Raw genomic sequence first — 23,607 nt, 5'->3', positions numbered from 1 at the left:
AATGGTCGAAACCTTACTGGAAGTACGTAACCTAAGTAAGACCTTTCGCTATCGCACCGGCCTGTTTCACCGTCAGACCGTCGAGGCTGTTAAACCGCTGAGCTTTACGCTGCGCGAAAAGCAGACGCTGGCGATTATCGGTGAAAACGGCTCGGGCAAATCGACCCTGGCAAAAATGCTCGCGGGTATGGTCGAGCCGAGCGGCGGTGAAATACTGATTGACGATCATCCTCTGGAATTTGGGGACTACTCTTTTCGCAGTCAGCGCATCCGGATGATTTTTCAGGATCCGTCGACGTCCCTGAACCCGCGCCAGCGTATTTCCCAGATTCTGGATTTCCCGCTGCGGTTGAATACCGACCTGGAGCCGGAAGCGCGTCGCAAACGGATTGTCGAAACCCTGCGTCTGGTAGGCCTCCTGCCCGACCATGTCAGCTATTACCCGCACATGCTGGCCCCGGGCCAAAAACAGCGTCTCGGTCTGGCCCGCGCGCTGATCCTGCGCCCGAAGGTCATCATCGCCGACGAAGCGCTGGCGTCGCTGGATATGTCGATGCGTTCGCAGCTCATTAACCTGATGCTGGAGTTACAGGAAAAACAGGGGATCTCGTATATCTACGTGACTCAGCACCTGGGCATGATGAAGCACATCAGCGATCAGGTGCTGGTAATGCACCAGGGAGAAGTTGTCGAGCGCGGCAGTACCGCTGACGTACTGGCCTCCCCGCTCCATGACCTGACGAAACGCCTGATTGCCGGACACTTTGGTGAAGCGTTGACGGCGGACGCGTGGCGTAAAGATCGTTAGCCGCTGCGTAACCCGCTTGCCAGCAGAGTAAACACCTCTATGGCATGCGGGAGGGTCTTCTGCGGTTCATCACTCGCGGCAATCAGCAGAGCCGCATTCAGAGCAGCGCCATTTAGCAGATGGGCTGCGACTCTGGCATCCATCTTTTTGATTACGTTGCACTCCATCATTTTTTCGATGGTCTGACGGGTCGACTCAAGGCAGCTGTTCTGGCTGGGCCATTGCGCCGGGTCGCCCAGAACAGCAGGGCCGTCAAGGAGGACGATACGCTGAACTTCCGGAACGAGCGCCATTTTGATATAGGCGATGCCCTCCGCCAGCAGTCGCTCCCAGTCATCTTCGGCGGCGGCGGCAATCGCTTTTGCGTTTGCTGCCATTTCGCTGTCTATCTGCGCGACCACCGCCGCCAGTAGTCCCTTCTTGTCGTTGAAATTATGATATAGCGCGCCGCGTGTTAACCCCACGCTTGCCGTGAGTTCATCCATTGACGCTGCGGCATAGCCTTTTTCAGCAAATGCCTTTCGCGCCGCCTGAATCATTTTCTCGCGATTTTCCTGGGCCGTTTCAGCGCGACGTTTTGTAGCCATGGGACTTCCTTAATTAAGCGATAACTATAATTTGACATACGCGACGTATGTGAATTACATTTTTCACATACATCGCGTATGTTACTTCTACCGTGTAAGCACAACAATACCTCTGACAGAAAAGGAAAAGCCATGCCTTCACGTGATCCCGTCTTCCCGGCTAACCGACATGCCCTCTATGAAGAGCATGGCTATTCAGCTGCAATTCGCTCTGGCGATCTGTTATTTGTTTCCGGTCAGGTTGGCAGCCGCAGCGATGGCACACCTGAACCCGACTTCCCCGCTCAGGTGCAGCTGGCGTTCGATAATTTACGGGCGATCCTGGCAGCCGCGGGATGTACTTTTGACGATCTGATTGATGTCACGACGTTTCATACCGATCCTGAAAACCAGTTCCCCGTTATCATGGAGGCGAAAAAACTGGCATTTCCCCACGCTCCTTACCCAAACTGGACAGCAATAGGCGTTAACTGGCTTGCGGGTTTTGATTTCGAAATTAAGGTTATCGCCAGAATCCCCTCGTCAGCGAATTAAGATCCGGCTGTATAAGCGTGAAGCTCCGGGCAGTCTCTGGTTGGATGAGGCGAACCCTGCGTGCGGTGATATACTGCTGGGATACACACGAAACAGCCTGATGAAGAGTCAGTTCAACCTCTTCCGTGAGCCCATTCACGGCGCAGGAGCGAGAAATATCGTGACACAAGGGGCTGTGAGTGGGCTATAATTTCGAGCTAATTTCGAATGATTTTGAAATACTGCCTGTAACGCTATGAATTACAAGGCAAAATAAGCAATGAATATAAGGATTAAAGCTATGGGTTTTCTTTCCGGTAAGCGCATTCTGGTGACTGGCGTTGCCAGCAAACTGTCCATCGCATACGGCATCGCACAGGCAATGCATCGCGAAGGCGCTGAGCTGGCGTTCACCTACCAGAACGACAAGCTGAAAGGCCGTGTTGAAGAATTTGCCGCGCAGCTGGGTTCCAGCATTGTTCTGGAATGTGACGTTGCACAAGACGAAAGCATTGATGGCATGTTTGCTGAACTGGCAAAAGCATGGCCGAAATTCGACGGTTTTGTTCACTCCATCGGCTTCGCTCCTGGCGACCAGCTGGACGGCGACTACGTGAACGCGGTTACCCGTGATGGCTTCAAAATCGCCCACGACATCAGCTCCTACAGCTTCGTTGCAATGGCAAAATCCTGCCGCGCGATGCTGAACCCGGGCGCAGCCCTGCTGACTCTGTCCTACCTCGGCGCAGAACGTGCTATCCCTAACTACAACGTTATGGGTCTGGCGAAAGCATCTCTGGAAGCCAACGTGCGCTACATGGCGAACGCGATGGGTCCTGAAGGCGTGCGTGTTAACGCTATTTCTGCGGGTCCAATCCGTACCCTGGCCGCTTCCGGTATCAAAGATTTCCGTAAAATGCTGGCACACTGCGAAGCGGTTACCCCGATTCGTCGTACCGTTACCATCGAAGATGTGGGTAACTCTGCGGCATTCCTGTGCTCTGACCTTTCCGCGGGCATCTCCGGCGAAGTGGTTCACGTTGACGGCGGCTTCAACATCGCTGCAATGAACGAGCTGGAAATCAAATAAGCTTGTCACTCTCTTCCCGCCAGGGAAGAGAGTTTCCTCCCGCCCCGCCCCTCGTTATTCCGTTCAGCTATTTGTTATCACCTAACAATATTTTTCCCCTCATCCGCCTTACGCCAGGATATTGATCGCCATTTTGAGATCAAGGAACGCCCATGGAACAACGCCGTTTTTCCGGCAAAGGCCACTGGTATCATGAAACCCAGTCGAATCATTCGCAGACGGACGTTCTGCCGCTGGTGCCCGAAGCCGCTAACGTCGACGACCGTTTTTTGCTCGATCTAGCCCTGCCCGATGACATTCTCGCAAGCTGTGCTGGTTGGCTTACGCATGCCCGAACCCTCTGTCATCTTTTGTTCCCACTTGATACTCCCGTGAACCGTCTGCATACGCTCAGCGCCTACGACAGGCTGAGCACGGCATTAACGGTTGCCCAGGCGTGTGGCGTTCAGCGGCTCTGTAACCACTACGCTGCTCTGCTCGCCCCTCTTCCGGGGCCGGACTCCTCCCGGGAAAGCAATCGACGCCTTGCAGAAATTACCCAGTATGCCCGCCAGTTAGCCAGCTCACCCGATGTCATCGATGATAAAGCCCAAAACCAGCTTGATGAGGTTGGACTCACAACGTATGACATTGTGCTCATCAACCAGATCATCGGCTTTGTCGGTTTTCAGGCGCGAGTGGTCGCGGTATTTCAGGCATTGCTTGGCCATCCGGTACGCTGGCTGCCCGGGCATCACATTCAGCCCCATACGCTGCCGGTCAGCTTCAGCAGATGGACCGCCACGCTACCCCCGGTTGAGCTAAAATATGCCAGTGCGCTTCAGCTTGAGGCGCTCTCACGCTGGCAGGCGGAACCGGCGCTTGAAGCGCTTACTCCTGTGCTGTGTCATGAGCCGATGCTGCTTGATCTGACGGGCGAAATTCTGCTTAACCATCCGCGAAGTGAAGGCCCCGCGTCTTCGATGCTCTCAGCCGCTCGTGCGCTGCTTGTCGCCTCTCCGGATCGCTTTAGCGCCGCCCAGTTAACGCCCCTGACCGGGTCAGGTCTCTCGCCAGAGAAGGCCATCAACCTGCTTACCCGAGATGCATTTTATGGCTGGCTGGACCGTCTGCGCGTGGCGCTCGGCAAAGAGGAATAACCATACTCTTTACCTAAAGAGCGCTTGCTGTAGCAGTGAGATTCGCGTAAAACTGTCAGCCGCTCAATGGCTACGAAAATAGAACATTATGTTTCAGGACAACCCGCTGCTAGCGCAGCTTAAACAGCAACTGCATTCCCAGACGCCGCGTGCAGAAGGGGTCGTAAAAGCCACGGAAAAGGGCTTTGGCTTTCTTGAAGTTGACGGGCAGAAGAGCTACTTCATTCCGCCTCCTCAGATGAAGAAAGTGATGCATGGCGACCGCATTTCGGCCGTTATTCATACCGAAAAGGAACGAGAGTCTGCCGAGCCGGAAGCACTGATCGAACCTTTCCTGACCCGCTTTGTCGGGAAAGTGCATAAAAAAGACGATCGTCTTTCTGTCGTGCCGGACCATCCTCTCCTGAAAGATGCTATTCCGTGCCGCGCCGCGCGTGGCGTTGAGCATGATTTTGTTGAGGGTGACTGGGCGGTTGCTGAGATGCGCCGTCATCCTTTAAAAGGCGATCGCGGTTTTTACGCCGAGCTTACCCAATACATTACCTTCGGCGACGACCATTTCGTCCCATGGTGGGTGACGCTGGCGCGCCACAACCTCGAAAAAGAAGCGCCTGAGGGCGTGGCGACTGAAATGCAGGACGAAGGTCTGGAACGTCGCGATCTGACGGCACTGGACTTTGTCACCATCGACAGCGCCAGCACCGAGGATATGGACGATGCGCTGTATGCCGAAGAGACAGCCGATGGCAAACTGCATCTGACCGTCGCCATTGCCGACCCTACCGCATGGATTGTCGAAGGCAGCAAGCTGGACGAGATGGCCAAAGTGCGCTCGTTCACCAACTACCTGCCGGGTTTTAACATTCCGATGTTGCCGCGTGAACTCTCCGACGATCTTTGCTCGCTGCGTGCGCACAAAGTACGTCCGGTGCTGGCCTGTCGGATGACCATTGCGGCTGACGGTACCATTGAAGAAGATATTGAATTCTTCGCCGCCACCATCGAATCCAAAGCCAAGCTGGCCTATGACGACGTGTCCGACTGGCTGGAGAACACGGGCAGCTGGAAACCCGAGTCCGACAACATTGCCGCACAAATTCGTCTGCTGCACCGCGTCTGCCTGAGCCGCAGCGAATGGCGTCAAACTCACGCGCTGGTCTTCAAAGATCGTCCGGACTACCGTTTTGTGCTGGGTGAAAAAGGTGAAGTGCTGAATATCGTCGCTGAGCCGCGCCGTATTGCCAACCGCATCGTTGAAGAAGCGATGATATCCGCCAACATTTGTGCCGCCCGCGTGCTGCGCGACAAATTAGGCTTTGGCATTTACAACGTGCACACCGGGTTTGATCCGGCGAACACCGAAGCGCTGGCTGCCCTGCTGAAAACCCATGACGTACACGTCGATCCTGAGGAAGTGCTGACCCTGCAAGGTTTCTGCAAACTGCGCCGCGAGCTGGACGCGCAGCCTTCAGGGTTCCTTGACAGCCGTATTCGCCGCTTCCAGTCCTTTGCGGAAATCAGCACCGAGCCAGGCCCGCACTTCGGCCTTGGCCTTGAGGCTTACGCGACCTGGACCTCCCCGATCCGTAAGTACGGCGATATGGTTAACCATCGTCTGCTGAAAGCGATCATCAAAGGGGAATCTGTTGCCCGCCCACAGGATGATACGACGTTGCAGATGGCAGAACGTCGCCGTCTCAACCGTATGGCGGAGCGTGATGTCGGCGACTGGTTATACGCGCGCTTCCTGAATGATAAGGCAGGGACTGACACCCGTTTCTCGGCTGAAATCATTGACATCAGCCGCGGCGGTATGCGCGTTCGTCTGGTGGATAATGGCGCCGTTGCCTTTATTCCTGCCCCGTTCCTGCATGCCGTTCGCGACGAACTGGTTTGTAGCCAGGAAAACGGGACCGTGCAAATTAAAGGCGAAACGGTTTACAAGGTCACTGACGTGATTGATGTCACCATCGCTGAAGTGCGCATGGAAACCCGCAGTATTATCGCGCGCCCTGTCGCCTGATAACCGCGTAAACTTCCGGCCGTTCCGTTAAGGGGTGGCCGGGAGTTCTCTTCTGTATTATCTCCCGCAAAATCATCGTTTTTTCTCACACTTTTCTGTTTCCCATCGCCACATTTCGCCAGAATTATCTACAGTAAAAGAGAGCCGTCATTGTCGACTGCAAATGAATAATTTGTGCGCTACTCAGCAGCCGCGGGAGAAAACGTGATGGACGATCTGGAGCAGAATTTGCTGTTTCGTTACATGGGTACGCATAGCCCCTGGTGGCGACTGACAGCAGACAGCAATGCTCTGCATCTTGCTGCCAGTGAAAGCGCTGACATCATTCAGGTGGTGGCGCTGGATGATGAGCAGGCCGCGCTGATCCGCCAGCTCACCGTGATAACCTCCAGCATTGCCATGACCCTGCCCTTGTACGGTGTGGACGTTCCCGTTCATCTTGTCGGCCGTAAAATTAACAAAAATGAGTGGGCAGGAACGGCATCAGCCTGGAACGATACTCCTTCCGTGGCGCGGGACCTGGCGCAGGGGCTCTCCTTCGCCGAACAGGTAGTGTCCGAGGCTAACTCCGTGATTGTGATCCTCGACCAGAACGGGAATATTCAGCGCTTCAACCGTTTAAGTGAAGAATATACGGGCCTGAAGGAACAGGAAGTTATCGGGCAAAACGTGTTCAAACTGTTTATGAGCCGTAGCGAAGCCGCGGCCTCCAAACGCAACATCACCGGTTTTTTTCGTAACGGCAGCTCGTACGAAGTTGAACGCTGGATCAAGACCCGCAAAGGGCAGCGCCTGTTTCTCTTCAGAAATAAATTTGTTCACAGCGGCAGCGGGAAAAATGAAATTTTCCTCATCTGTTCAGGTACCGACATAACCGAAGAGCGTCGGGCCCAGGAGCGCCTGCGCGTACTCGCCAATACGGATACGATTACCGGTTTGCCTAACCGAAACGCCATCCATGAGCTGATCTCTGATGCCATCACCGCTCGGGGTGACACCCAGGTAGGCGTGGTTTATCTCGATCTGGATAACTTTAAAAAAGTGAACGATGCCTATGGGCATATGTTTGGCGACCAGCTGCTACAGGCCGTTGCGCTGGCGATCCTGAGCTGTCTGGACGAAGGACAAACCCTGGCGCGCCTGGGTGGGGATGAGTTTATCGTGCTAGCCACCGATACCTCGCAGGGCGCGCTGGAAGCCATGGCATCGCGCATACTGACCCGACTTCGCCAGCCTTTCCGCATCGGGCTGATAGAGGTTTACACCGGCTGCTCGCTGGGCATCGCGCTTGCGCCCCAGCACGGTAACGATCGCGAAAGCGTCATTCGTAATGCCGACACCGCCATGTACACCGCCAAAGAAAATGGCCGGGGCAAATTCTGCGTCTTCTCGCCAGAGATGAACCAGCGCGTATTTGAATACCTGTGGCTGGATACCAACCTGCGTAAAGCGCTGGATAACGATCAGCTGTTAATCCACTACCAGCCCAAAATAACCTGGCGCGGCGAAGTCAGAAGTCTGGAGGCGCTGGTGCGCTGGCAGTCGCCAGAGCGTGGCCTGATCCCGCCGATGGAGTTTATCTCCTATGCTGAGGAGTCAGGGCTGATTGTGCCCCTGGGCCGCTGGGTTATGCTTGATGTGGTGCGCCAGGTGGCGAAATGGCGCGACAAGGGGATCAACCTTCGCGTCGCGGTCAACGTCTCCGCCCGTCAGCTGGCGGACCAGACCATCTTCAGCGACCTGAAGCAGGCGCTGAAAGACCTGAGTTTTGAATACTGCCCGATTGATGTGGAATTGACCGAAAGCTGTCTCATTGAAAATGAAGAGCTGGCCCTGTCAGTGATCCAGCAATTTAGCCGCCTGGGAGCGCAAATTCACCTGGATGACTTTGGTACGGGGTACTCTTCCCTGTCGCAGCTGGCGCGCTTCCCTATCGATGCCATTAAGCTTGACCAGGCTTTCGTGCGGGACATCCATAAGCAGTCCATTTCACAGTCGCTGGTGCGTGCGATAGTCGCCGTGGCGCAGGCGTTAAATTTGCAGGTCATTGCTGAAGGGGTGGAAAGTGCAAAAGAAGACGCCTTTCTGACGAAGAATGGCGTCAACGAACGGCAGGGTTATCTTTTTGCTAAGCCCATGCCCGCTGCCGCATTCGAGCGATGGCTAAAGCGCTATCAGGCCAGAAATGTCCGTTAGCTGGCTTTGCGTAAGCCCGTCGCCTGATGGCGATTTTGCAGCATAACCAGCCGCTCCATGTAGGCGATATCCTTCGGTTCAAGGCAGAAGGCGGCATCAACCCAATCCTCGGTAATGTCCATCAGCTCGCTTCGCGGAAGTGGCAGCACGCGCGTACGCGCACGCAGCATGGCCCTTACGCCGTTCAGCTTCGGCTGTAGCGTGTCGATAAACGTCCGCACCGAAACATAGCTCTGTAACGGCTCGAATAAGAGATCCACAAGACCATGCTGCTCATACCATTCCGCCGTATGCGTCTCACCTTTGTAGATCAGCGCCTCCGCCATTTTCATGCCGGCGCGACGCGCCACCAGTGAATAGCCGCCCATGCCCGGGAACAGATTGAACGCGATTTCCGGAAAGCCTAATCGGGCATCGCGCTGGGCCAGAATGAAATGATGCGCCAGCGCGGCTTCAAACCCGCCCCCTAACGCGCTTCCTTCCACCATAGCCAGCGTGACAGCACCGGTATCAAACCCTCGCGAGGCGGCATGAACGCAGTCCACACAGGCCCGGGCATAGGCGCGTAACGCTTCGCGTCGGTTGTTTTTGATGCACTCAACGAAGAACTGTAAATCACCGCCGGTATTGTAGATGTCGGGGACCAGCGATCCGGTGACCCAAAAATCAACGACAAATCCGGACTGTCGAACCAGCCAGGAGAGATTCATGATCTCCTCGATCAGCGCATGATTGAAGCAAGGCCGTGGCGTGGCACGTAACATCATCCACACCGTACGCCGTTCGGCCTCATAATAAGCCGCCAGTTGAGTGAATCGTTCAGCATCAGTAAACAATGTGCAGGTTGTCTGGTTGATAACTGTCATAGTCGAATTCCTCTTATAAAAAAGCGCGTTGCGCGCAGTTTTAGACTAATCCACCCCTACAACCCGCAGCATACGGGGGCCAAATTTATCACTTTCATTTATGAACTTTGGTTATTGCATTTTTTACCTTCTCTTTTGAATCAATTTTCTGCATCATTGATAATATTAACTTTTCGCTTCAGGGTGAGCTTATGTCTAACATTGATGCAACAGCCGTGGCACAGCGTATTGATACTGTGCTGGATATTCTTGTCGCAGGCGATTATCACTCTGCTATCCGTAACCTTGAAATCCTCAAGTCTGAACTGCTGGCTGAGAACGGCGCTGATAACGCTCCAGAATCCACTCAACCTAAAGCCCCGTGGGAAGTGTAGCCACGTCGTTTCCGCCCTTGCCTTTTAAATGGATGCTATGAATTCCCGACAACAAATCATTTTGCAGATGGTGATCGATCAGGGACGCGTAAGCGTGGTCGATCTCGCTAAAGCCACCGGCGTTTCTGAAGTCACCATTCGTCAGGATCTGAATCTGCTGGAAAAACAGAGCTACCTGCGGCGTGCACACGGATATGCCGTTCCACTGGACAGCGACGACGTCGAAACCCGCATGATGAACAATTATGCGCTCAAGCGGGAGCTGGCGGAGTTTGCTGCATCCTTAGTGAATAACGGTGAGACCGTCTTTATTGAAAATGGCAGCAGTAACGCCCTTCTGGCGCGCACGCTCGCCGATCAAAAAGACGTTACCATCATCACCGTAAGCAGCTATATCGCCCATCTGTTGAAGGAAACTCAGTGCGAGGTGATACTGCTGGGCGGCATTTACCAGAAGAAAAGCGAAAGCATGGTGGGGCCATTAACGCGTCAATATGTTCAGCAGGTTCACTTCAGTAAAGCATTCATTGGTATTGACGGCTGGCAGCCCGACACCGGCTTTACTGGTCGCGACATGATGCGTTCAGACGTGGTTAACGCAGTACTCGCCAAAGAGTGTGAAGCGATAGTGCTGACCGACAGCTCTAAGTTTGGCGCCGTACACCCTTATACGATGGGTCCGGCTTCGCGCTTCAGCCGCGTGATCACGGATGAGCGTTTGCGCGATGAATATCGCCAGCAATTAGAACAAGACGGCCTGACTGTCGATATTGTGAAAAAAACGGCCTGATTATCCTGCTGCGCCCGAATAATGGGCGCACTTAAACCTTTCTCTGAGAGTATTCTGACCCTGCCTTTAAGAGTTTTTACCTGTTGAAACCGTTCTAAACACGTAAAATTAATATTAGCGATATAACAGGAAGTGACTATCACCTGCGTGATGATGAAACACCTGCGCGACCAGCTTTCACGGGAACAGAATTTAAGTATGGATATTGTCTATACTTAAAGTGCATTCCTTTCCGTGAATCGATAATTCAGGAGAAAGTATTATGACCTTTACCAGCAAAAAATTAGCCGCCGCTGTTCTGGCAATCACTGTAGCAATGTCCCTGAGCGCTTGCTCTAACTGGTCTAAACGTGACCGTAACACCGCGATTGGTGCCGGTGCTGGTGCGCTTGGTGGTGCAGTATTAACGGATGGTAGTACGCTGGGGACATTAGGTGGTGCTGCCGTAGGTGGTGTTATCGGTCACCAGGTGGGCAAATAATCACCATAACGGCTCTCACCGGTATAATAATATATTTTGTATTTTCAGGTCTGACTTACGCACGTAAAAAAAAGAGCCACGGCAATGTCCGTGGCTCATTTATTTTAGCCGCCCGCCAGTTTAACTTTCATTCCTTTGGCTTCCAGCAGCGCTTTAATTAAATCCCGTTTATCACCCTGAATCTCAATAATGCCGTCTTTTACTGCCCCACCGCATCCGCACTTCTTTTTAAGTTCAGCGGCGAGCTTTACCAGGTCTGCATCATCCAGATCAATGCCAGTGACAAGGCAAACCCCTTTACCTTTCCTGCCGCTGGTCTGGCGCTGAATTCGCACGATACCATCGCCTTTCGGACGTTCAGCTTTCTCTTTTGGCTCTTCAATGCGCCCGGTATCCGTTGAATAGACCAGACGACTGTTGGCGTCACGCATTATGCCCCCTTTTTCAGTGATGCATTAATCGCTTTCAGGGTCTCTGCCGGATGAGCGGATTGCGTCACCGGGCGACCAATCACCATATAGTCTACACCCGCGCTCAGCGCCTGCTCTGGCGTCATGATGCGTCGCTGATCCCCAGACTCGGTGCCTGCCGGACGGATACCTGGCGTTACCAGTTTAAAGTCGCGGCCTAGCACAGATTTGAAGCGAACCGCCTCCTGAGCCGAACAGACCACGCCATCGAGACCACACTGTTGCGTGAGGCGCGCCAGACGCTCCGCGTGTTCGGCAGGTGACAACGTCACACCCAGATCGCGCAGGTCGGATTCATCCATACTGGTCAGCACGGTGACGGCGATCAGAAGCGGAGCGTCATTACCAAACGGCACCAGCGCTTCGCGCGCAGCCGTCATCATGCGTGCCCCGCCGGATGCATGAACGTTAACCATCCACACGCCCAGTTCAGCCGCCGCAGCTACGGCGTGCGCAGTGGTATTTGGAATATCATGGAATTTCAGGTCGAGGAAAACGTCGAAGCCACGCTGGTGCAGATCGCGGACGATTTGTGGGCCGAACAGCGTAAACATCTCTTTGCCTACTTTCAGACGGCAATCGCGGGGATCAATGCCATCAACAAAGGCCAGTGCGGCGTCACGGTTATTGTAATCCAGAGCAACAACTACGGGAGAATCGGTAACTACGCGGGAAGTGGAGGATGTAACAGACGTCATGACCAGCCCTTTTCGTCTATGGGCGCGCAGCGGCGCGGAACAGATAAACGGCGTGCATTCTACCTGCCCTCGGGGTAAATGAACAGAATCGAATGATTTTCCTGCCGAACCCCAGACCGCACGGTGCTGACGAAATCACTGTAACTATTAGTATGTTGTAACTAAAATGCGGAGTTTTAAAAAATCACTGCCCGTCCAGACCTCGGATTGGCTTAATGGTGGACCACGCCCGGCAGGAAGGGCAATGCCAGTAAAGCGAATAGGCGGTGAAGCCGCATTTCTGGCAGCGATAGCGCGGTTTGCTCCGCACCTGTTCACCCACCATGTCTCGCAGCACCATCAGGCTCTCTTTAGCGCGCCCTTCTTCTGCGTCATTAAGGTGGTAATCCATCAGCTTATGGAATACCCGCATGGTAGGATGACGCTGCAACTGACGGGTAATGTATACCTGGGCGGTATCACTCCCTTCGTGCTCTTCAACGACGTCGGACAGCATCAGCTCGGCTGTGGCACCGGTATTTTCTTCAACGCAGCGACGCAGAAACGCAACCCACTCGTCCTGCTTACCTAACTGCTGATAGCAGGTTTGCAGCATTTCCAGCGTTTCGCTGACCAGCTCTTTGTCCTGATCGATAACGCGAAGCAGGCTCTCCACGGCTTTGGCGTAATCACCGTTAGCCATAAAGACCCGCCCCATCATGATCGAGATGCGCGCGCTGTTGCGATCGGCCGCAGCGCCTTTCTTTAACAATGCCATGGCTTTATCCATGTCATCGCTACCCATCTGCTGGAGAGCCAGCTCGCAATAGAAGTGGGCAATTTCGACGCGTTGTTTGTCTTTACCGAGTTTGACCAGCCGTTCGGCGGTATCAATCGCTTTTTGCCAGTCGCTGGTGGCCTGATAGATTTGCAGAAGCTGCTGAAGCGCACCGATACGGAAGTCCGTCTCATCCACCAGCTGAGAGAACATATCCTCGGCGCGATCGTAAAGCCCCGCGGCCATGTAATCCCGCCCAAGCTGCTGCACGGCCAGCAACCGTTGCTCATAGGTCAACGAAGCGCTTTCCATCAGGGTCTGGTGGATACGAATGGCACGGTCAACCTCTCCGCGCGAGCGGAACAGGTTTCCCAGGGTGAGATGCGCCTCTACGGTGCCGGTATCCTCTTTAAGCATGTCGAGGAACAGATCCACCGCTTTATCCTGCTGATTGCTCAGCAGGAAGTTCACCCCCGCTACGTAGTCACGGGAGAGTCGGTTTGCTTCATCCTGTTTTGTTTGTTGCGCGCTTCTGCGGCCCATATACCAGCCATAGGCTGCGGCGACAGGCAAAAGCAGAAACAACAACTCCAGCATATTCGATTATTCCTTGACTACCGGCACACCAGAGCTCGCCGGAATGTCAGACGCAGGCGTAAGTTGATGTTCAAGTCGTTTAATTTTACGTTCAGCGCGAACAAGAGAAACACGAACCTTAAGCCAGAACAGGCCGCATACAAGCCAGCCGATGACAAAACCCGCCGCGAATAACACCGCCAGCAGGCTCGACACCCGGTACTCGCCCTGCGCCAGCAGATAGTTAAAACTTACCTGTTGATCGTTTTGCGCGCCCAATGTGACTGAAATGACAAAAATCGCCAACACCAGTAAGAAAATGAGTAAATATTTCACATGACTTCCCGTTATGTGGTTCGAGCGTATAAAGCGTGTTCAACTCACTGCAATCAGCCTTATAAGCTACCATTTTAGTGGCGGGCGCGAAATGGAAAAAGTAACGCGCCCTACATGGATTTATGGTCAAAATGCGGAATATCAACCTTCAGGTTCCGCCAGACTCCCTTTCGGCTATTTCTTCCTTCTCTTCCGGCGGCGGCGTCAATGGTCCACAAAAACGTTGTGCAAGCCAGGTCGCCAGCGTCACCAGTACCCACGAGATCAGCGTTGCCACCACCAAATCACGCGGCCAGTGCATCCCCAGCAGCATCCGGCTGCCCATTACGCCTGTCGCCCAGACCAGCAAAATCGCAATCGTGAGGGTACGCCGACGCGGCCACAGCAGTCCCACGCCAAGTAGCGCCCAGCTGGCAGCAAACATCGTATGCCCGGAAGGAAACGCAAAGCCGGTCTCTTTTTGCCAGTGTTTGCGTAAAAAGGTCGGGATATCCTGCTGTTCTGCAAGCTGCTCCTTTACCAACGCCCCGCGATCTTTACGCTTTAAATTGTAGAACTCATCCACCGGAACATGATGCGTTTTTTCCAGCCAGACGACGAAAGGACGGGGTTCCTGCACGCGATCCTTGACCCACGACTTCACCCCTTGCCCGGTAAGTATGGCGCCGCCGAGAATAGCGAACAGTACCAGCGCCGCGCGAAGGCGAAAGCGCAGGCACCACAGGAACCAGCCACAGAGCAGCACGTGCGTAATAATCCCCCACGGCTGGGTGACCGTCTCGGTTATCCAGTATAAGGCTTTCAGCCACGTCTCGTTTTGTCCGGGCTGCCACATCCAGCCGGAGAACCAAACGACCAGGGGTATAACGAGCAATACGGCGGCTCCTGCGGCCGTTCGTTTGGCAATTGAAAGCATGTCCTCTCCTTTTTCACTAAGCACCACAATCATAACTGAATTTCATCATTCTGGTGGATATGTCGGATTGTGCGTTTAACGTTTGTAAAGCGTGGTGGTGATTAGGTGAAGTTGCCGGGCTTGTGGCAAAATAGTCCGATACAGAAAGCATAATGGGGCAAAGGCACGAAACGTGTCAGCCTGGTCTGGAGAATCACATGCAGCTTAAACGTGTGGCAGAAGCCAAACTGCCAACCCCATGGGGCGATTTCCTGATGGTGGGTTTTGAAGAACTGGCAACCGGGCAAGATCACGTCGCCCTGGTGTTCGGCGACATTTCGGGGCAAACGCCGGTGCTGTCCCGCGTTCATTCAGAGTGTCTGACCGGTGACGCGCTGTTCAGCCTGCGCTGCGACTGCGGTTTTCAGCTTGAAGCTGCCCTTTCTCATATCGCAGAGGAAGGACGTGGCGTTCTGCTGTATCACCGTCAGGAAGGACGCAATATCGGCCTGCTGAATAAAATCCGCGCCTACGCGTTGCAGGATCAGGGTTACGATACCGTCGAAGCGAACCATCAGCTCGGCTTTGCTGCTGACGAGCGCGATTTCACCCTGTGCGCGGATATGTTCAAGCTGCTGGGCGTGGACGAAGTGCGTCTGTTGACCAATAACCCGAAAAAAGTGGAAATCCTCACTGAAGCGGGCATCAATATTGTGGAACGCGTACCGCTGATTGTCGGCCGCAACCCGAAAAACGCGCACTACCTCGATACCAAAGCTGCCAAAATGGGGCATCTGCTGAGCGAGTAAACGCAAAACGCCCGGCACATGTGCCGGGCGAGTTTTATCAGTCCAGCATCTTACGAATCACATAATGTAAAATGCCGTCGTTCTGATAATAGGTCAGCTCTGTTGCCGTATCAATACGACACCGGCAATCCAGCACTTCTGTCGTTCCATCTGCGCGCGTTAACTTCACCGGAACGGTTTTACCCGGTTGCAGATTTTGCAGACCGCTGATATCAATCTGCTCTTCCCCGGTCAAACCCAGCGTTTTACGCGTTACGCCCTGCGGGAACTCCAGCGGCAGGATCCCCATCCCGATCAGGTTTGAGCGGTGGATACGTTCAAAGGATTCGGCAATCACCACGCGAACCCCGAGCAGACGCGGACCTTTTGCCGCCCAGTCGCGACTGGAACCGGAGCCGTACTCTTTACCGGCAATAACGGCCAGCGGCGTACCCTGCTGCTGATACTTCATGGCTGCGTCATAAATTGAAATGACCTCTGTATCCGGCAGGTGGCGCGTCATACCCCCTTCCACGCCTGGGACCATTTCATTGCGAATGCGGATGTTGGCAAAGGTCCCGCGCATCATCACTTCGTGGTTACCGCGGCGCGAACCGTAGGAGTTGAAATCGCGACGTTCCACGCCACGACTTTGCAGATACCGACCTGCCGGACTGTCCGCCTTGATGCTACCCGCAGGGGAGATATGGTCAGTGGTGACGGAATCGCCCAGCATCGCCAGAATGCGCGCACCGTGAATATCTTTCAACGGTGCAGGCTCCGCCAGCATTTCGTCGAAGAATGGCGACAGGCGAATATAGGTGGAATCATCCTGCCAGTCATAGGTATCGGAACCCACTACGTCGATCGCTTTCCACTCCGCTGTGCCTTCGAACACTTCCGCATACTCTTTGCGGAACATCTCGGTGGAAACTTTCTCTACCGCGCGCGCAATTTCGCGCGATGATGGCCAGATGTCTTTCAGATAGACCGGTTCATTTTTGCGATCGTGACCAATCGGATCGGTCGCCAGGTTAATGTTCATGTTTCCGGCCAGCGCATAGGCTACAACCAGCGGCGGCGAGGCCAGCCAGTTGGTTTTCACCAGCGGATGAATACGCCCTTCAAAGTTTCGGTTACCGGAAAGTACCGCGCCAACGGTCAAATCCCCCTGCTTGATCGCCATTTCAATAGGTTCAGGCAGTGGACCAGAGTTACCGATGCAGGTCGTACAGCCGTAGCCCACCAGGTTAAAGCCCAGCTCGTCGAGGTAAGGCGTGAGTCTGGCCTGTGCCAGGTAATCGGATACCACTTTCGAACCAGGCGCCAGGGAGGCTTTAACCCAAGGCTGTGGCTTGAGCCCCAGCTCTACCGCTTTTTTTGCCAGCAGCCCGGCAGCCATTAACACACTCGGGTTGGACGTGTTGGTACAGGAGGTGATAGCGGCGATCACCACGGCGCCGTCAGGGAGCTGATACTGATGCCCGTTCAGAACATAGTCCACCGGACGGTGATCTTTTTGCGCGGCGTTAACCTCCAGCTCATTGCTGGCGGCGAAGGCTTTGGGAACGTTGCTCAGGGCGACGCGGTCCTGCGGACGTTTTGGCCCTGCGAGGCTTGCCTCAACGGTGCCCATATCCAGCTCCAGCGTACTGGTAAATACCGGCTCGTCACCCGGGTTACGCCACATGCCCTGCGCTTTGGTGTAGGCCTCAACGAGAGCCACCTGCTCCTCGCTGCGACCACTGAGGCGCATATACTCCAGCGTAACGCTATCAATCGGGAAAAAGCCGCAGGTCGCGCCATATTCCGGCGCCATGTTGGCGATGGTGGCCCGGTCCGCCAGCGGCAGTGAATCCAGACCATCGCCATAAAATTCAACGAATTTGCCCACCACGCCATGCTTACGCAGCATCTGGGTGACCGTCAGAACCAGATCCGTGGCGGTAATGCCTTCGGACAATTTACCGGTCAGCTTAAAGCCCACCACATCGGGAATGAGCATTGATACCGGCTGGCCGAGCATGGCCGCTTCCGCTTCAATACCACCGACGCCCCAGCCCAGAACGCCAAGGCCGTTAATCATGGTGGTGTGTGAATCGGTGCCCACCAGCGTATCAGGGTAAGCCACCCACTCTTTATCCTGCAATTCACTCCAGACGGCTTTGCCAAGATATTCCAGGTTGACCTGGTGACAAATGCCAGTGCCCGGTGGAACAACGCTGAAGCGGCTGAATGCCTGCTGACCCCATTTCAGAAATACGTAGCGTTCATGGTTACGTTCCATCTCCAGACGGACGTTTTCGCCGAAAGCATCGTCGTCACCAAAGTGATCGACGGTGACGGAGTGGTCAATGACGAGGTCTACCGGGGACAAGGGGTTAACCTTAGCTGTATCGCCCCCGAGACGCTTAACGGCTTCACGCATAGCAGCTAAATCCACCACCGCTGGCACGCCGGTGAAATCCTGCATCAGCACTCTGGCCGGGCGATAGGCTATTTCTCTGTCTGCATGAGCATTTTTCAGCCACCCTGCCAGAGCCTGGATATCCTCCTCGGTAACCGAGTCGCCATCCTGCCAGCGCAAGAGGTTTTCCAGTAAGACTTTCAACGACTTGGGTAACCGCGAAATGTCCCCAAGCGTTCTGGCAGCCAGCGGTAAGCTGTAGTAGCGCCAGGTTTTATTTTCCGCCTGTAATGTGTCCTTACTGGCTTCGCGTAGGGTTAACGACATAAGCTCCTCCTTAAAAACAGGGATGTCCTGACAATCATCAGGGCTGTAATTAAAGATAACACAAAGATGTCGTAACGTTTTGATAACAACCCAAATTGATAAATTTAGGAATGGTCCAACGCGAGGGATAAAACAAAAACCCCGCCGTGGCGAGGTTTTACGATTTAGTGCAAGGCCAGCCAGAGGAGCTGACACCAGAAGAGGATCGACGCTGAGAATACGCCGAGCCATGACCAGTATTTTACGGTTGTCATGTTATTCATCATAGGGACACCAGACTTTAATTATTTAAGGTTGCGAGGTCTGCCCTCGTTCTATATTGCTGATGTGTATTTATTAAGGAGTACAAAAGTGCACAGTCTATATTCAGACTATTTGCATCATTACGCAAAAATCAAAATTATTGTTTTTTGGGTTCGTCTTCCGCGAACACATCAATAAAGGCCTGCTGCTGCGGCGTCAGTTTCCAGGAAGCTGGCACGCTGGTTGCTGGCGCCTTACGGGCTTTGTGAGCATTGTCACGAAGCTGACACATCTCTTTTCTCGCTTCTGTACGCACCGTCATGACCATAATCAACCCCAGTAATTCCAGACAAGAAGAGCAACCACCACCCAGAACAGGGCAGAGCCAAGAAAGACCGCCAGCCAGGCTTTACGCTTAAGCGCGGGATCCCTTTGCGGTTCTTCACTTCCTGACGGCATTGCTAACCTCATACAATCGATATCGCTTATCATTTAGAGACCAAACAATTGGCACAAGTAATCATCTGATGAGATAAATCCTAAAGAAACTTTAGCCGAAAAGCCAGTGAATTTACGTATCTGAGCCCGGGAAAATTCAATCTTTTGACCAGAAATAAATAATTGAAAAGAATAATTTGCACAGCTGTAAATTAGTTTCTACTTTTGTCGCAAATTTGCGACAGTAAAACCATAGTCATCAAATGGGTTATGACGATATATGACAGTGGGCGTAGATGATGATAATTCTAATTCAGGTTTAAAGCGGAATGACGGTATCTTTCCGCAAGAGAAAGATACCGGGAGTGATTATTTGGCGGGAAGTTTAATGTCTTTAAACATCTCTTCGATGTCTTCATTGGAGCGTAACGCCACAGCTGTATCCACCACATCGCGCGTTAAATGTGGCGCAAAGCGTTGAATAAAATCATACATATAGCTGCGCAGGAACGTGCTGCGACGAAAACCTATCTTGGTGGTGCTGTGACTGAAAATATCATGCGCATCCAGACGCACCAGGTCCGGGTCTGAGACAGGATCCACCGCCATGCTGGCAATAACCCCAACGCCCAGGCCCAGACGCACATACGTTTTTATGACGTCCGCATCCGTCGCCGTAAAGACAATCCGTGGCGTTAATCCGGCGCGGTTAAACGCGGTGTCCAGTTCAGACCGGCCCGTAAAGCCGAACGTATAGGTCACCAGCGGGTATTGCGCCAGTTCTTCGATTGTCACTTCGTCCTTCCCCGCCAGCGGGTGATCCGGGGTCACGACAATAGAGCGGTTCCAGTGGTAGCACGGGAGCATGACCAGATCATCGTACAGATGGAGCGCTTCCGTCGCGATAGCGAAGTCTGCATTGCCTTTAGACACGGCCTCTGCGATTTGCGTCGGTGAGCCCTGATGCATATGCAGGGAAACGCGGGGATAGCGTTCTATGAAGCCTTTGATCACCCCGGGAAGCGCATAACGCGCCTGTGTATGCGTGGTGGCAATATACAGAGAGCCTTTATCTGGCCAGGTATGTTCCCCGGCGACGGATTTAATGGCGTCGACTTTGGAGAGCACTTCCCGTGCGATGCGTATGATTTCCTGTCCTGCCGGGGTGACCTGAGTCAGGTGCTTACCGCTGCGGGCAAATATCTGTATACCTAACTCATCCTCCAGCATACGCACCTGCTTACTGATGCCGGGCTGAGAGGTATAAAGACCTTCTGCGGTGGAAGAGACATTGAGGTTATGATTGACGACCTCAACGATATAGCGTAGCTGCTGTAATTTCATGCCAGACCATCCGATTTAGCGCATGCGTCAATCGCTTAAGACGATTTGATAATAAGAAACGGGTTAACTATAACCACTATATCATTTATAGCCAGGCTGTATAGTACGGAACAAAAAATAATAACTACGTAATAAAAAAGGGCCGGAAGTCCGGCCCTTTTACAGGTAAGTTACGGTAAGGGAAGATTATTTCTTGCCTTCAACCCATTTCCCGTCGACAAAGAAGGCTGACCATCCGGTCGCTTTGCCCTCTTTCTCTGCCGCCACGTACTGCTGCTTCGTTTTACGGCTGAAGCGCACCACGGTTTTGTTGCCTTCCGGATCCTGCTGTGGCGCATCGGCCAGGTAACGCAGTTTCTCCGGCAGACGGTCGCGGAAGCGGTACAGTTCTTCTACCAGCGGCGCACGGGTTTCGCGCGATTTCGGGAAGGTGTTGGCCGCCAGGAATACCCCGGCAGCGCCGTCACGCAGCACGAAATACGCGTCTGACTTCTCGCACGGCAGCTCAGGAAGCGGAACCGGATCTTCCTTTGGCGGCGCAACTTCACCGTTACGCAGGATCTTACGCGTGTTTTTACAGTCGTCGTTGGTGCATGCCATGTACTTACCGAAGCGTCCCATTTTCAGGTGCATTTCGGAACCACATTTCTCACACTCAACGATTGGACCGTCATAGCCCTTAATGCGGAACTCACCTTCTTCGATCTCATAACCATCGCAGGTCGGGTTATTGCCACAAACGTGCAATTTGCGTTTGGGATCGATCAGGTAGCTGTCCATCGCCGTGCCGCATTTCTTACAGCGGCGTTTGGCGCGCAGTGCATTGGTCTCCGCATCGTCACCTTCCAGCACGTTGAGAACTTCGTTCTCCGGCACGAGGTTGATGGTGGTTTTGCAACGCTCTTTCGGCGACAGCGCATAGCCAGAGCAACCGAGGAACACGCCCGTGGTCGCGGTACGGATCCCCATTTTACGGCCGCAGGTTGGGCAGTCGATGCTCGTCAGTACCATCTGGTTAGGCAGCATGCCGCCCTCTTCAGGATCTTTCTCGGCTTTCTCAAGCTGATTGGTAAAATCGCTGAAGAAGCTGTCGAGAACTTTCTTCCATTCTGCCTTATGGCTGGCAACCTCATCGAGGCTGTCTTCCATCTGCGCGGTGAAGTCATAGTTCATCAACTCACGGAAGTTCGCTTCCAGACGGTCGGTGACAATCTCACCCATTTTTTCAGCATAGAAACGACGGTTCTCGACGCGAACGTATCCACGATCCTGAATGGTCGAAATGATTGACGCATAGGTGGACGGGCGACCGATGCCGCGTTTTTCCAGCTCTTTCACCAGCGATGCTTCGCTGAAGCGCGCAGGTGGCTTGGTGAAGTGCTGAGCCGGGACCAGATCAACCAGCGACAGCTCGTCACCTTTGTTGACTGAAGGCAGCGTTCTGTCTTCATCACCTTTACGCAACGCTGGCATCACTTTTGTCCAGCCGTCGAAGCGCAGAATGCGGCCGCGCGCTTTCAGGCGGAAATCACCCGCGCCGACCGTCAGCGTGGTGGAGTCGTATTTCGCTGGCGTCATCTGGCAGGCTACGAACTGGCGCCAGATCAGCTGATACAGCTTCTGGGCGTCCGCTTCCATATCTTTCAGCGATTCAGCCAGAACAGAAACGTCAGAAGGACGAATCGCTTCGTGCGCTTCCTGAGAATTCTCTTTGCTGGCGTACTGATTAGGCCCGTCCGGCAGGTATTTCTTACCGAAGTTGTCCTCGATATAGCCACGCACCATGTTGACAGCGTCCTGGCTCAGGTTGGTGGAGTCAGTACGCATGTAGGTGATGTAACCCGCTTCATACAAGCGCTGGGCCATCATCATGGTTTTCTTCACGCCGTAACCCAGACGGGTACTTGCCGCCTGCTGGAGAGTTGACGTGATAAACGGTGCGCCAGGCTTGCTGCTGGTTGGTTTATCTTCACGATCCAGAACCTGATAACGCGCTTTTTCCAGCAGCGCCACGGCGGCCATGGTCTGATCGCGATTTTCAGGACGGAACGGTTTGTCGTTGTGATGGCTCACCTGCAACGGCAGCGCATCGCCGCCCGGCGTGGTGACATTCGCATCCACTTCCCAGAACTCTTCCGGGACGAACGCTTTGATCTCGCGTTCACGCTCAACAACAAGACGAACAGCCACAGACTGCACACGCCCCGCAGACAGGCCGCGAGCGACCTTTTTCCACAGCAACGGCGAGACCATGTAGCCTACAACGCGGTCCATAAAGCGACGCGCCTGCTGAGCGTTAACACGGTCGATATTCAGTTCACCCGGCTTTTCAAACGCCTGACGAATCGCATTCTTTGTAATTTCGTTGAACACTACACGGCTGTAGCGTTTGTCATCACCCCCGATCACTTCCCGCAGGTGCCATGCAATGGCCTCCCCTTCGCGGTCAAGGTCGGTTGCGAGATAAATGTGGTCTGCTTTTTCAGCAAGCTGTTTCAGCTCGTTAACGACTTTTTCTTTGCCTGGCAGCACTTCGTAATGTGCATCCCAGTTGTGCCATGGGTTAACACCCATGCGGTTGACAAGCGCGCTACGTTCATCCTTTTTAGGCTTTTTAGCCCCTTTGGTGGAGGTAGAGTCTGCGCTCTTTTTGCTGGCTGAGCCACTGGTCGGCAAATCGCGAATGTGACCAACGCTGGACTTAACCACGTAGTCATTGCCCAGATATTTATTGATCGTTTTGGCTTTTGCCGGGGACTCAACGATGACGAGAGCTTTACCCATATTCACCTTTACCTAATTTAATTCTTCCAGGAATACGCCGCACGTTGATTTCCCTTCCGCTGACGACGAGCCATTGATATTGCGACATCGTCAGGGGATATCAACCCCTATGTGTTACCGAACGTCAGAATGGCGACATCCAGGTCATTGAGTTTTCGGGTATTTTTCTCACATCAAAGTTCATTCGTGACGAATTCCCGGTCGAATGTCAAGCAATTCTGTTGCCAGAATGACGAAAGCGCACACTGTACCTGATAAAATTCGTTACGCAACTTTATTAGCATGCAAAAGCAAATCCCGCCAGCCAGCCCCTGTTTCTTATCCCCTCGGATAACAGGGAAAATTTGCCCCCGAAGCGACCCAGGCGTAGACTATTGTCACTGTTTAAGGAGTGGAATATGCAGAATACGACCCAACCCATTGACCGAGCTTCATTGCTTATCGAAGCAAACAAACTCATTCGCGACCATGAAGACACCCTGGCGGGAATTGAAGCGACTGGCGTGGAACAACGTAATGGCGTGCTGGTGTTCAGCGGTGAATACTTCCTTGATGAACAAGGGCTACCCACCCCGAAAAGCACCGCCGTGTTTAACATGTTTAAATACCTGGCGCATACCCTCTCAGAGAAGTACCACCTGGTCGATTAAAACGAAAACGCGAGGCATCTGCCTCGC

24 protein-coding genes are annotated in these 23,607 nt (G+C 53.6%); 11 read left to right on the top strand and 13 right to left on the bottom strand.

Annotated elements, in window-relative coordinates:
- Position 1: 1 nt before the first annotated feature.
- On the top strand, positions 2–808 hold the full coding sequence (gene sapF, locus O1722_RS10510) for a putrescine export ABC transporter ATP-binding protein SapF (RefSeq protein ID WP_003856838.1): 807 nt from the start codon (positions 2–4) through the stop codon (positions 806–808).
- Here sapF and O1722_RS10505 read toward each other — a convergent pair.
- The gene (locus O1722_RS10505; RefSeq protein ID WP_015570397.1) at positions 805–1,395 is read right to left on the bottom strand and encodes a TetR/AcrR family transcriptional regulator; all 591 of its coding nucleotides are present in this window, start codon (positions 1,393–1,395) and stop codon (positions 805–807) included. The genes sapF and O1722_RS10505 overlap by 4 nt on opposite strands.
- A gap of 132 nt (positions 1,396–1,527) precedes the next feature.
- Between O1722_RS10505 and O1722_RS10500 the strand changes: the two genes are divergently transcribed.
- The 5 genes from O1722_RS10500 (at position 1,528) to pdeR (ending at position 8,356) form a co-directional block, all read left to right on the top strand.
- The gene (locus O1722_RS10500; RefSeq protein WP_023296708.1) at positions 1,528–1,929 is read left to right on the top strand and encodes a RidA family protein; all 402 of its coding nucleotides are present in this window, start codon (positions 1,528–1,530) and stop codon (positions 1,927–1,929) included.
- 280 nt (positions 1,930–2,209) lie between these two features.
- The gene (gene fabI, locus O1722_RS10495; protein WP_003856831.1) at positions 2,210–2,998 is read left to right on the top strand and encodes an enoyl-ACP reductase FabI; all 789 of its coding nucleotides are present in this window, start codon (positions 2,210–2,212) and stop codon (positions 2,996–2,998) included.
- 152 nt (positions 2,999–3,150) lie between these two features.
- Positions 3,151–4,137, top strand: coding sequence for a CMD domain-containing protein (locus O1722_RS10490; protein WP_033486860.1), 987 nt, complete (start codon positions 3,151–3,153; stop codon positions 4,135–4,137).
- A gap of 88 nt (positions 4,138–4,225) precedes the next feature.
- Positions 4,226–6,160 carry an exoribonuclease II gene (locus O1722_RS10485; RefSeq protein ID WP_033486859.1) on the top strand — a complete coding sequence of 645 codons (1,935 nt, stop codon included), beginning with the start codon at positions 4,226–4,228 and terminating at the stop codon, positions 6,158–6,160.
- Positions 6,161–6,364: 204 nt separating this feature from the next.
- Complete coding sequence (gene pdeR, locus O1722_RS10480) at positions 6,365–8,356, top strand: cyclic di-GMP phosphodiesterase (RefSeq protein ID WP_032103394.1); 1,992 nt, start codon at positions 6,365–6,367, stop codon at positions 8,354–8,356.
- Here pdeR and O1722_RS10475 read toward each other — a convergent pair.
- Entirely contained in the window at positions 8,353–9,222 is an 870-nt protein-coding gene (locus tag O1722_RS10475; protein ID WP_003856826.1) for a crotonase/enoyl-CoA hydratase family protein, read from the bottom strand. The genes pdeR and O1722_RS10475 overlap by 4 nt on opposite strands.
- 191 nt (positions 9,223–9,413) lie before the next feature.
- Between O1722_RS10475 and O1722_RS10470 the strand changes: the two genes are divergently transcribed.
- The 3 genes from O1722_RS10470 (at position 9,414) to osmB (ending at position 10,867) form a co-directional block, all read left to right on the top strand.
- Positions 9,414–9,596, top strand: a complete 183-nt coding sequence (locus tag O1722_RS10470) for a YciZ family protein (RefSeq protein ID WP_003856825.1) — start codon at positions 9,414–9,416, stop codon at positions 9,594–9,596.
- 37 nt (positions 9,597–9,633) lie between these two features.
- Positions 9,634–10,386 (top strand): DNA-binding transcriptional regulator YciT, encoded by a 753-nt coding sequence (gene yciT, locus O1722_RS10465; protein WP_017384211.1) that lies wholly within the window; start codon positions 9,634–9,636, stop codon positions 10,384–10,386.
- Between the two features lie 262 nt (positions 10,387–10,648).
- Positions 10,649–10,867, top strand: coding sequence for an osmotically-inducible lipoprotein OsmB (gene osmB / locus O1722_RS10460; RefSeq protein ID WP_017384212.1), 219 nt, complete (start codon positions 10,649–10,651; stop codon positions 10,865–10,867).
- A 104-nt stretch (positions 10,868–10,971) separates the two neighbouring features.
- On the opposite strand, the gene yciH is transcribed toward osmB, so the two are convergent.
- From yciH to pgpB, 5 genes are all read right to left on the bottom strand, one after another.
- Positions 10,972–11,298 (bottom strand): stress response translation initiation inhibitor YciH, encoded by a 327-nt coding sequence (yciH, locus tag O1722_RS10455; protein WP_015570389.1) that lies wholly within the window; start codon positions 11,296–11,298, stop codon positions 10,972–10,974.
- On the bottom strand, positions 11,298–12,035 hold the full coding sequence (gene pyrF / locus O1722_RS10450; RefSeq protein WP_032648497.1) for an orotidine-5'-phosphate decarboxylase: 738 nt from the start codon (positions 12,033–12,035) through the stop codon (positions 11,298–11,300). Before pyrF ends, yciH begins: the two co-directional genes overlap by 1 nt.
- 184 nt (positions 12,036–12,219) lie before the next feature.
- Positions 12,220–13,389 (bottom strand): lipopolysaccharide assembly protein LapB, encoded by a 1,170-nt coding sequence (gene lapB / locus O1722_RS10445; protein WP_003856819.1) that lies wholly within the window; start codon positions 13,387–13,389, stop codon positions 12,220–12,222.
- Positions 13,390–13,395: 6 nt separating this feature from the next.
- Positions 13,396–13,704, bottom strand: coding sequence for a LapA family protein (locus O1722_RS10440; RefSeq protein WP_003856817.1), 309 nt, complete (start codon positions 13,702–13,704; stop codon positions 13,396–13,398).
- Between the two features lie 148 nt (positions 13,705–13,852).
- Complete coding sequence (gene pgpB / locus O1722_RS10435; protein WP_033486858.1) at positions 13,853–14,620, bottom strand: phosphatidylglycerophosphatase B; 768 nt, start codon at positions 14,618–14,620, stop codon at positions 13,853–13,855.
- A 197-nt stretch (positions 14,621–14,817) separates the two neighbouring features.
- On the opposite strand from pgpB, the gene ribA reads away from it, so the two are divergent.
- On the top strand, positions 14,818–15,408 hold the full coding sequence (gene ribA, locus O1722_RS10430; RefSeq protein ID WP_003856813.1) for a GTP cyclohydrolase II: 591 nt from the start codon (positions 14,818–14,820) through the stop codon (positions 15,406–15,408).
- A gap of 37 nt (positions 15,409–15,445) precedes the next feature.
- On the opposite strand, the gene acnA is transcribed toward ribA, so the two are convergent.
- The 6 genes from acnA to topA form a co-directional block, all read right to left on the bottom strand.
- Positions 15,446–18,121: an aconitate hydratase AcnA gene (gene acnA / locus O1722_RS10425; RefSeq protein ID WP_017693321.1), complete on the bottom strand. Its 2,676-nt coding sequence runs from the start codon at positions 18,119–18,121 to the stop codon at positions 15,446–15,448.
- Positions 18,122–18,285: 164 nt separating this feature from the next.
- The gene (gene ymiC / locus O1722_RS10420; protein WP_032103392.1) at positions 18,286–18,384 is read right to left on the bottom strand and encodes a small membrane protein YmiC; all 99 of its coding nucleotides are present in this window, start codon (positions 18,382–18,384) and stop codon (positions 18,286–18,288) included.
- Between the two features lie 137 nt (positions 18,385–18,521).
- Positions 18,522–18,686 carry a hypothetical protein gene (locus O1722_RS10415; protein ID WP_162183706.1) on the bottom strand — a complete coding sequence of 55 codons (165 nt, stop codon included), beginning with the start codon at positions 18,684–18,686 and terminating at the stop codon, positions 18,522–18,524.
- Positions 18,687–18,694: 8 nt separating this feature from the next.
- Positions 18,695–18,835, bottom strand: a complete 141-nt coding sequence (locus tag O1722_RS10410; protein ID WP_213083754.1) for a YmiA family putative membrane protein — start codon at positions 18,833–18,835, stop codon at positions 18,695–18,697.
- 336 nt (positions 18,836–19,171) lie between these two features.
- The gene (cysB, locus tag O1722_RS10405) at positions 19,172–20,146 is read right to left on the bottom strand and encodes an HTH-type transcriptional regulator CysB (protein WP_033486857.1); all 975 of its coding nucleotides are present in this window, start codon (positions 20,144–20,146) and stop codon (positions 19,172–19,174) included.
- A gap of 186 nt (positions 20,147–20,332) precedes the next feature.
- Entirely contained in the window at positions 20,333–22,930 is a 2,598-nt protein-coding gene (gene topA / locus O1722_RS10400) for a type I DNA topoisomerase (RefSeq protein ID WP_017384217.1), read from the bottom strand.
- A gap of 398 nt (positions 22,931–23,328) precedes the next feature.
- Here topA and O1722_RS10395 point away from each other — a divergent pair, with 398 nt between their 5' ends.
- Positions 23,329–23,580: a YciN family protein gene (locus O1722_RS10395; protein WP_003856804.1), complete on the top strand. Its 252-nt coding sequence runs from the start codon at positions 23,329–23,331 to the stop codon at positions 23,578–23,580.
- The last annotated feature ends 27 nt before the right edge of the window (positions 23,581–23,607 follow it).

The organism is Enterobacter cloacae complex sp. HYC003_NIDB (assembly GCF_056673375.1).
This window is presented reverse-complemented; position numbering and strand designations above follow the sequence as displayed.

Coding starts and splice junctions, on each gene's coding strand:
- sapF (WP_003856838.1), top strand. CDS start 2: ATGGTCGAAACCTTACTGGAAGTACGTAACCTAAGTAAGACCTTTCGC.
- O1722_RS10505 (WP_015570397.1), bottom strand. CDS start 1,395: ATGGCTACAAAACGTCGCGCTGAAACGGCCCAGGAAAATCGCGAGAAA.
- O1722_RS10500 (WP_023296708.1), top strand. CDS start 1,528: ATGCCTTCACGTGATCCCGTCTTCCCGGCTAACCGACATGCCCTCTAT.
- fabI (WP_003856831.1), top strand. CDS start 2,210: ATGGGTTTTCTTTCCGGTAAGCGCATTCTGGTGACTGGCGTTGCCAGC.
- O1722_RS10490 (WP_033486860.1), top strand. CDS start 3,151: ATGGAACAACGCCGTTTTTCCGGCAAAGGCCACTGGTATCATGAAACC.
- O1722_RS10485 (WP_033486859.1), top strand. CDS start 4,226: ATGTTTCAGGACAACCCGCTGCTAGCGCAGCTTAAACAGCAACTGCAT.
- O1722_RS10475 (WP_003856826.1), bottom strand. CDS start 9,222: ATGACAGTTATCAACCAGACAACCTGCACATTGTTTACTGATGCTGAA.
- O1722_RS10470 (WP_003856825.1), top strand. CDS start 9,414: ATGTCTAACATTGATGCAACAGCCGTGGCACAGCGTATTGATACTGTG.
- yciT (WP_017384211.1), top strand. CDS start 9,634: ATGAATTCCCGACAACAAATCATTTTGCAGATGGTGATCGATCAGGGA.
- osmB (WP_017384212.1), top strand. CDS start 10,649: ATGACCTTTACCAGCAAAAAATTAGCCGCCGCTGTTCTGGCAATCACT.
- yciH (WP_015570389.1), bottom strand. CDS start 11,298: ATGCGTGACGCCAACAGTCGTCTGGTCTATTCAACGGATACCGGGCGC.
- pyrF (WP_032648497.1), bottom strand. CDS start 12,035: ATGACGTCTGTTACATCCTCCACTTCCCGCGTAGTTACCGATTCTCCC.
- lapB (WP_003856819.1), bottom strand. CDS start 13,389: ATGCTGGAGTTGTTGTTTCTGCTTTTGCCTGTCGCCGCAGCCTATGGC.
- pgpB (WP_033486858.1), bottom strand. CDS start 14,620: ATGCTTTCAATTGCCAAACGAACGGCCGCAGGAGCCGCCGTATTGCTC.
- ribA (WP_003856813.1), top strand. CDS start 14,818: ATGCAGCTTAAACGTGTGGCAGAAGCCAAACTGCCAACCCCATGGGGC.
- acnA (WP_017693321.1), bottom strand. CDS start 18,121: ATGTCGTTAACCCTACGCGAAGCCAGTAAGGACACATTACAGGCGGAA.
- ymiC (WP_032103392.1), bottom strand. CDS start 18,384: ATGAATAACATGACAACCGTAAAATACTGGTCATGGCTCGGCGTATTC.
- O1722_RS10415 (WP_162183706.1), bottom strand. CDS start 18,686: ATGACGGTGCGTACAGAAGCGAGAAAAGAGATGTGTCAGCTTCGTGAC.
- O1722_RS10410 (WP_213083754.1), bottom strand. CDS start 18,835: ATGAGGTTAGCAATGCCGTCAGGAAGTGAAGAACCGCAAAGGGATCCC.
- cysB (WP_033486857.1), bottom strand. CDS start 20,146: ATGAAATTACAGCAGCTACGCTATATCGTTGAGGTCGTCAATCATAAC.
- topA (WP_017384217.1), bottom strand. CDS start 22,930: ATGGGTAAAGCTCTCGTCATCGTTGAGTCCCCGGCAAAAGCCAAAACG.
- O1722_RS10395 (WP_003856804.1), top strand. CDS start 23,329: ATGCAGAATACGACCCAACCCATTGACCGAGCTTCATTGCTTATCGAA.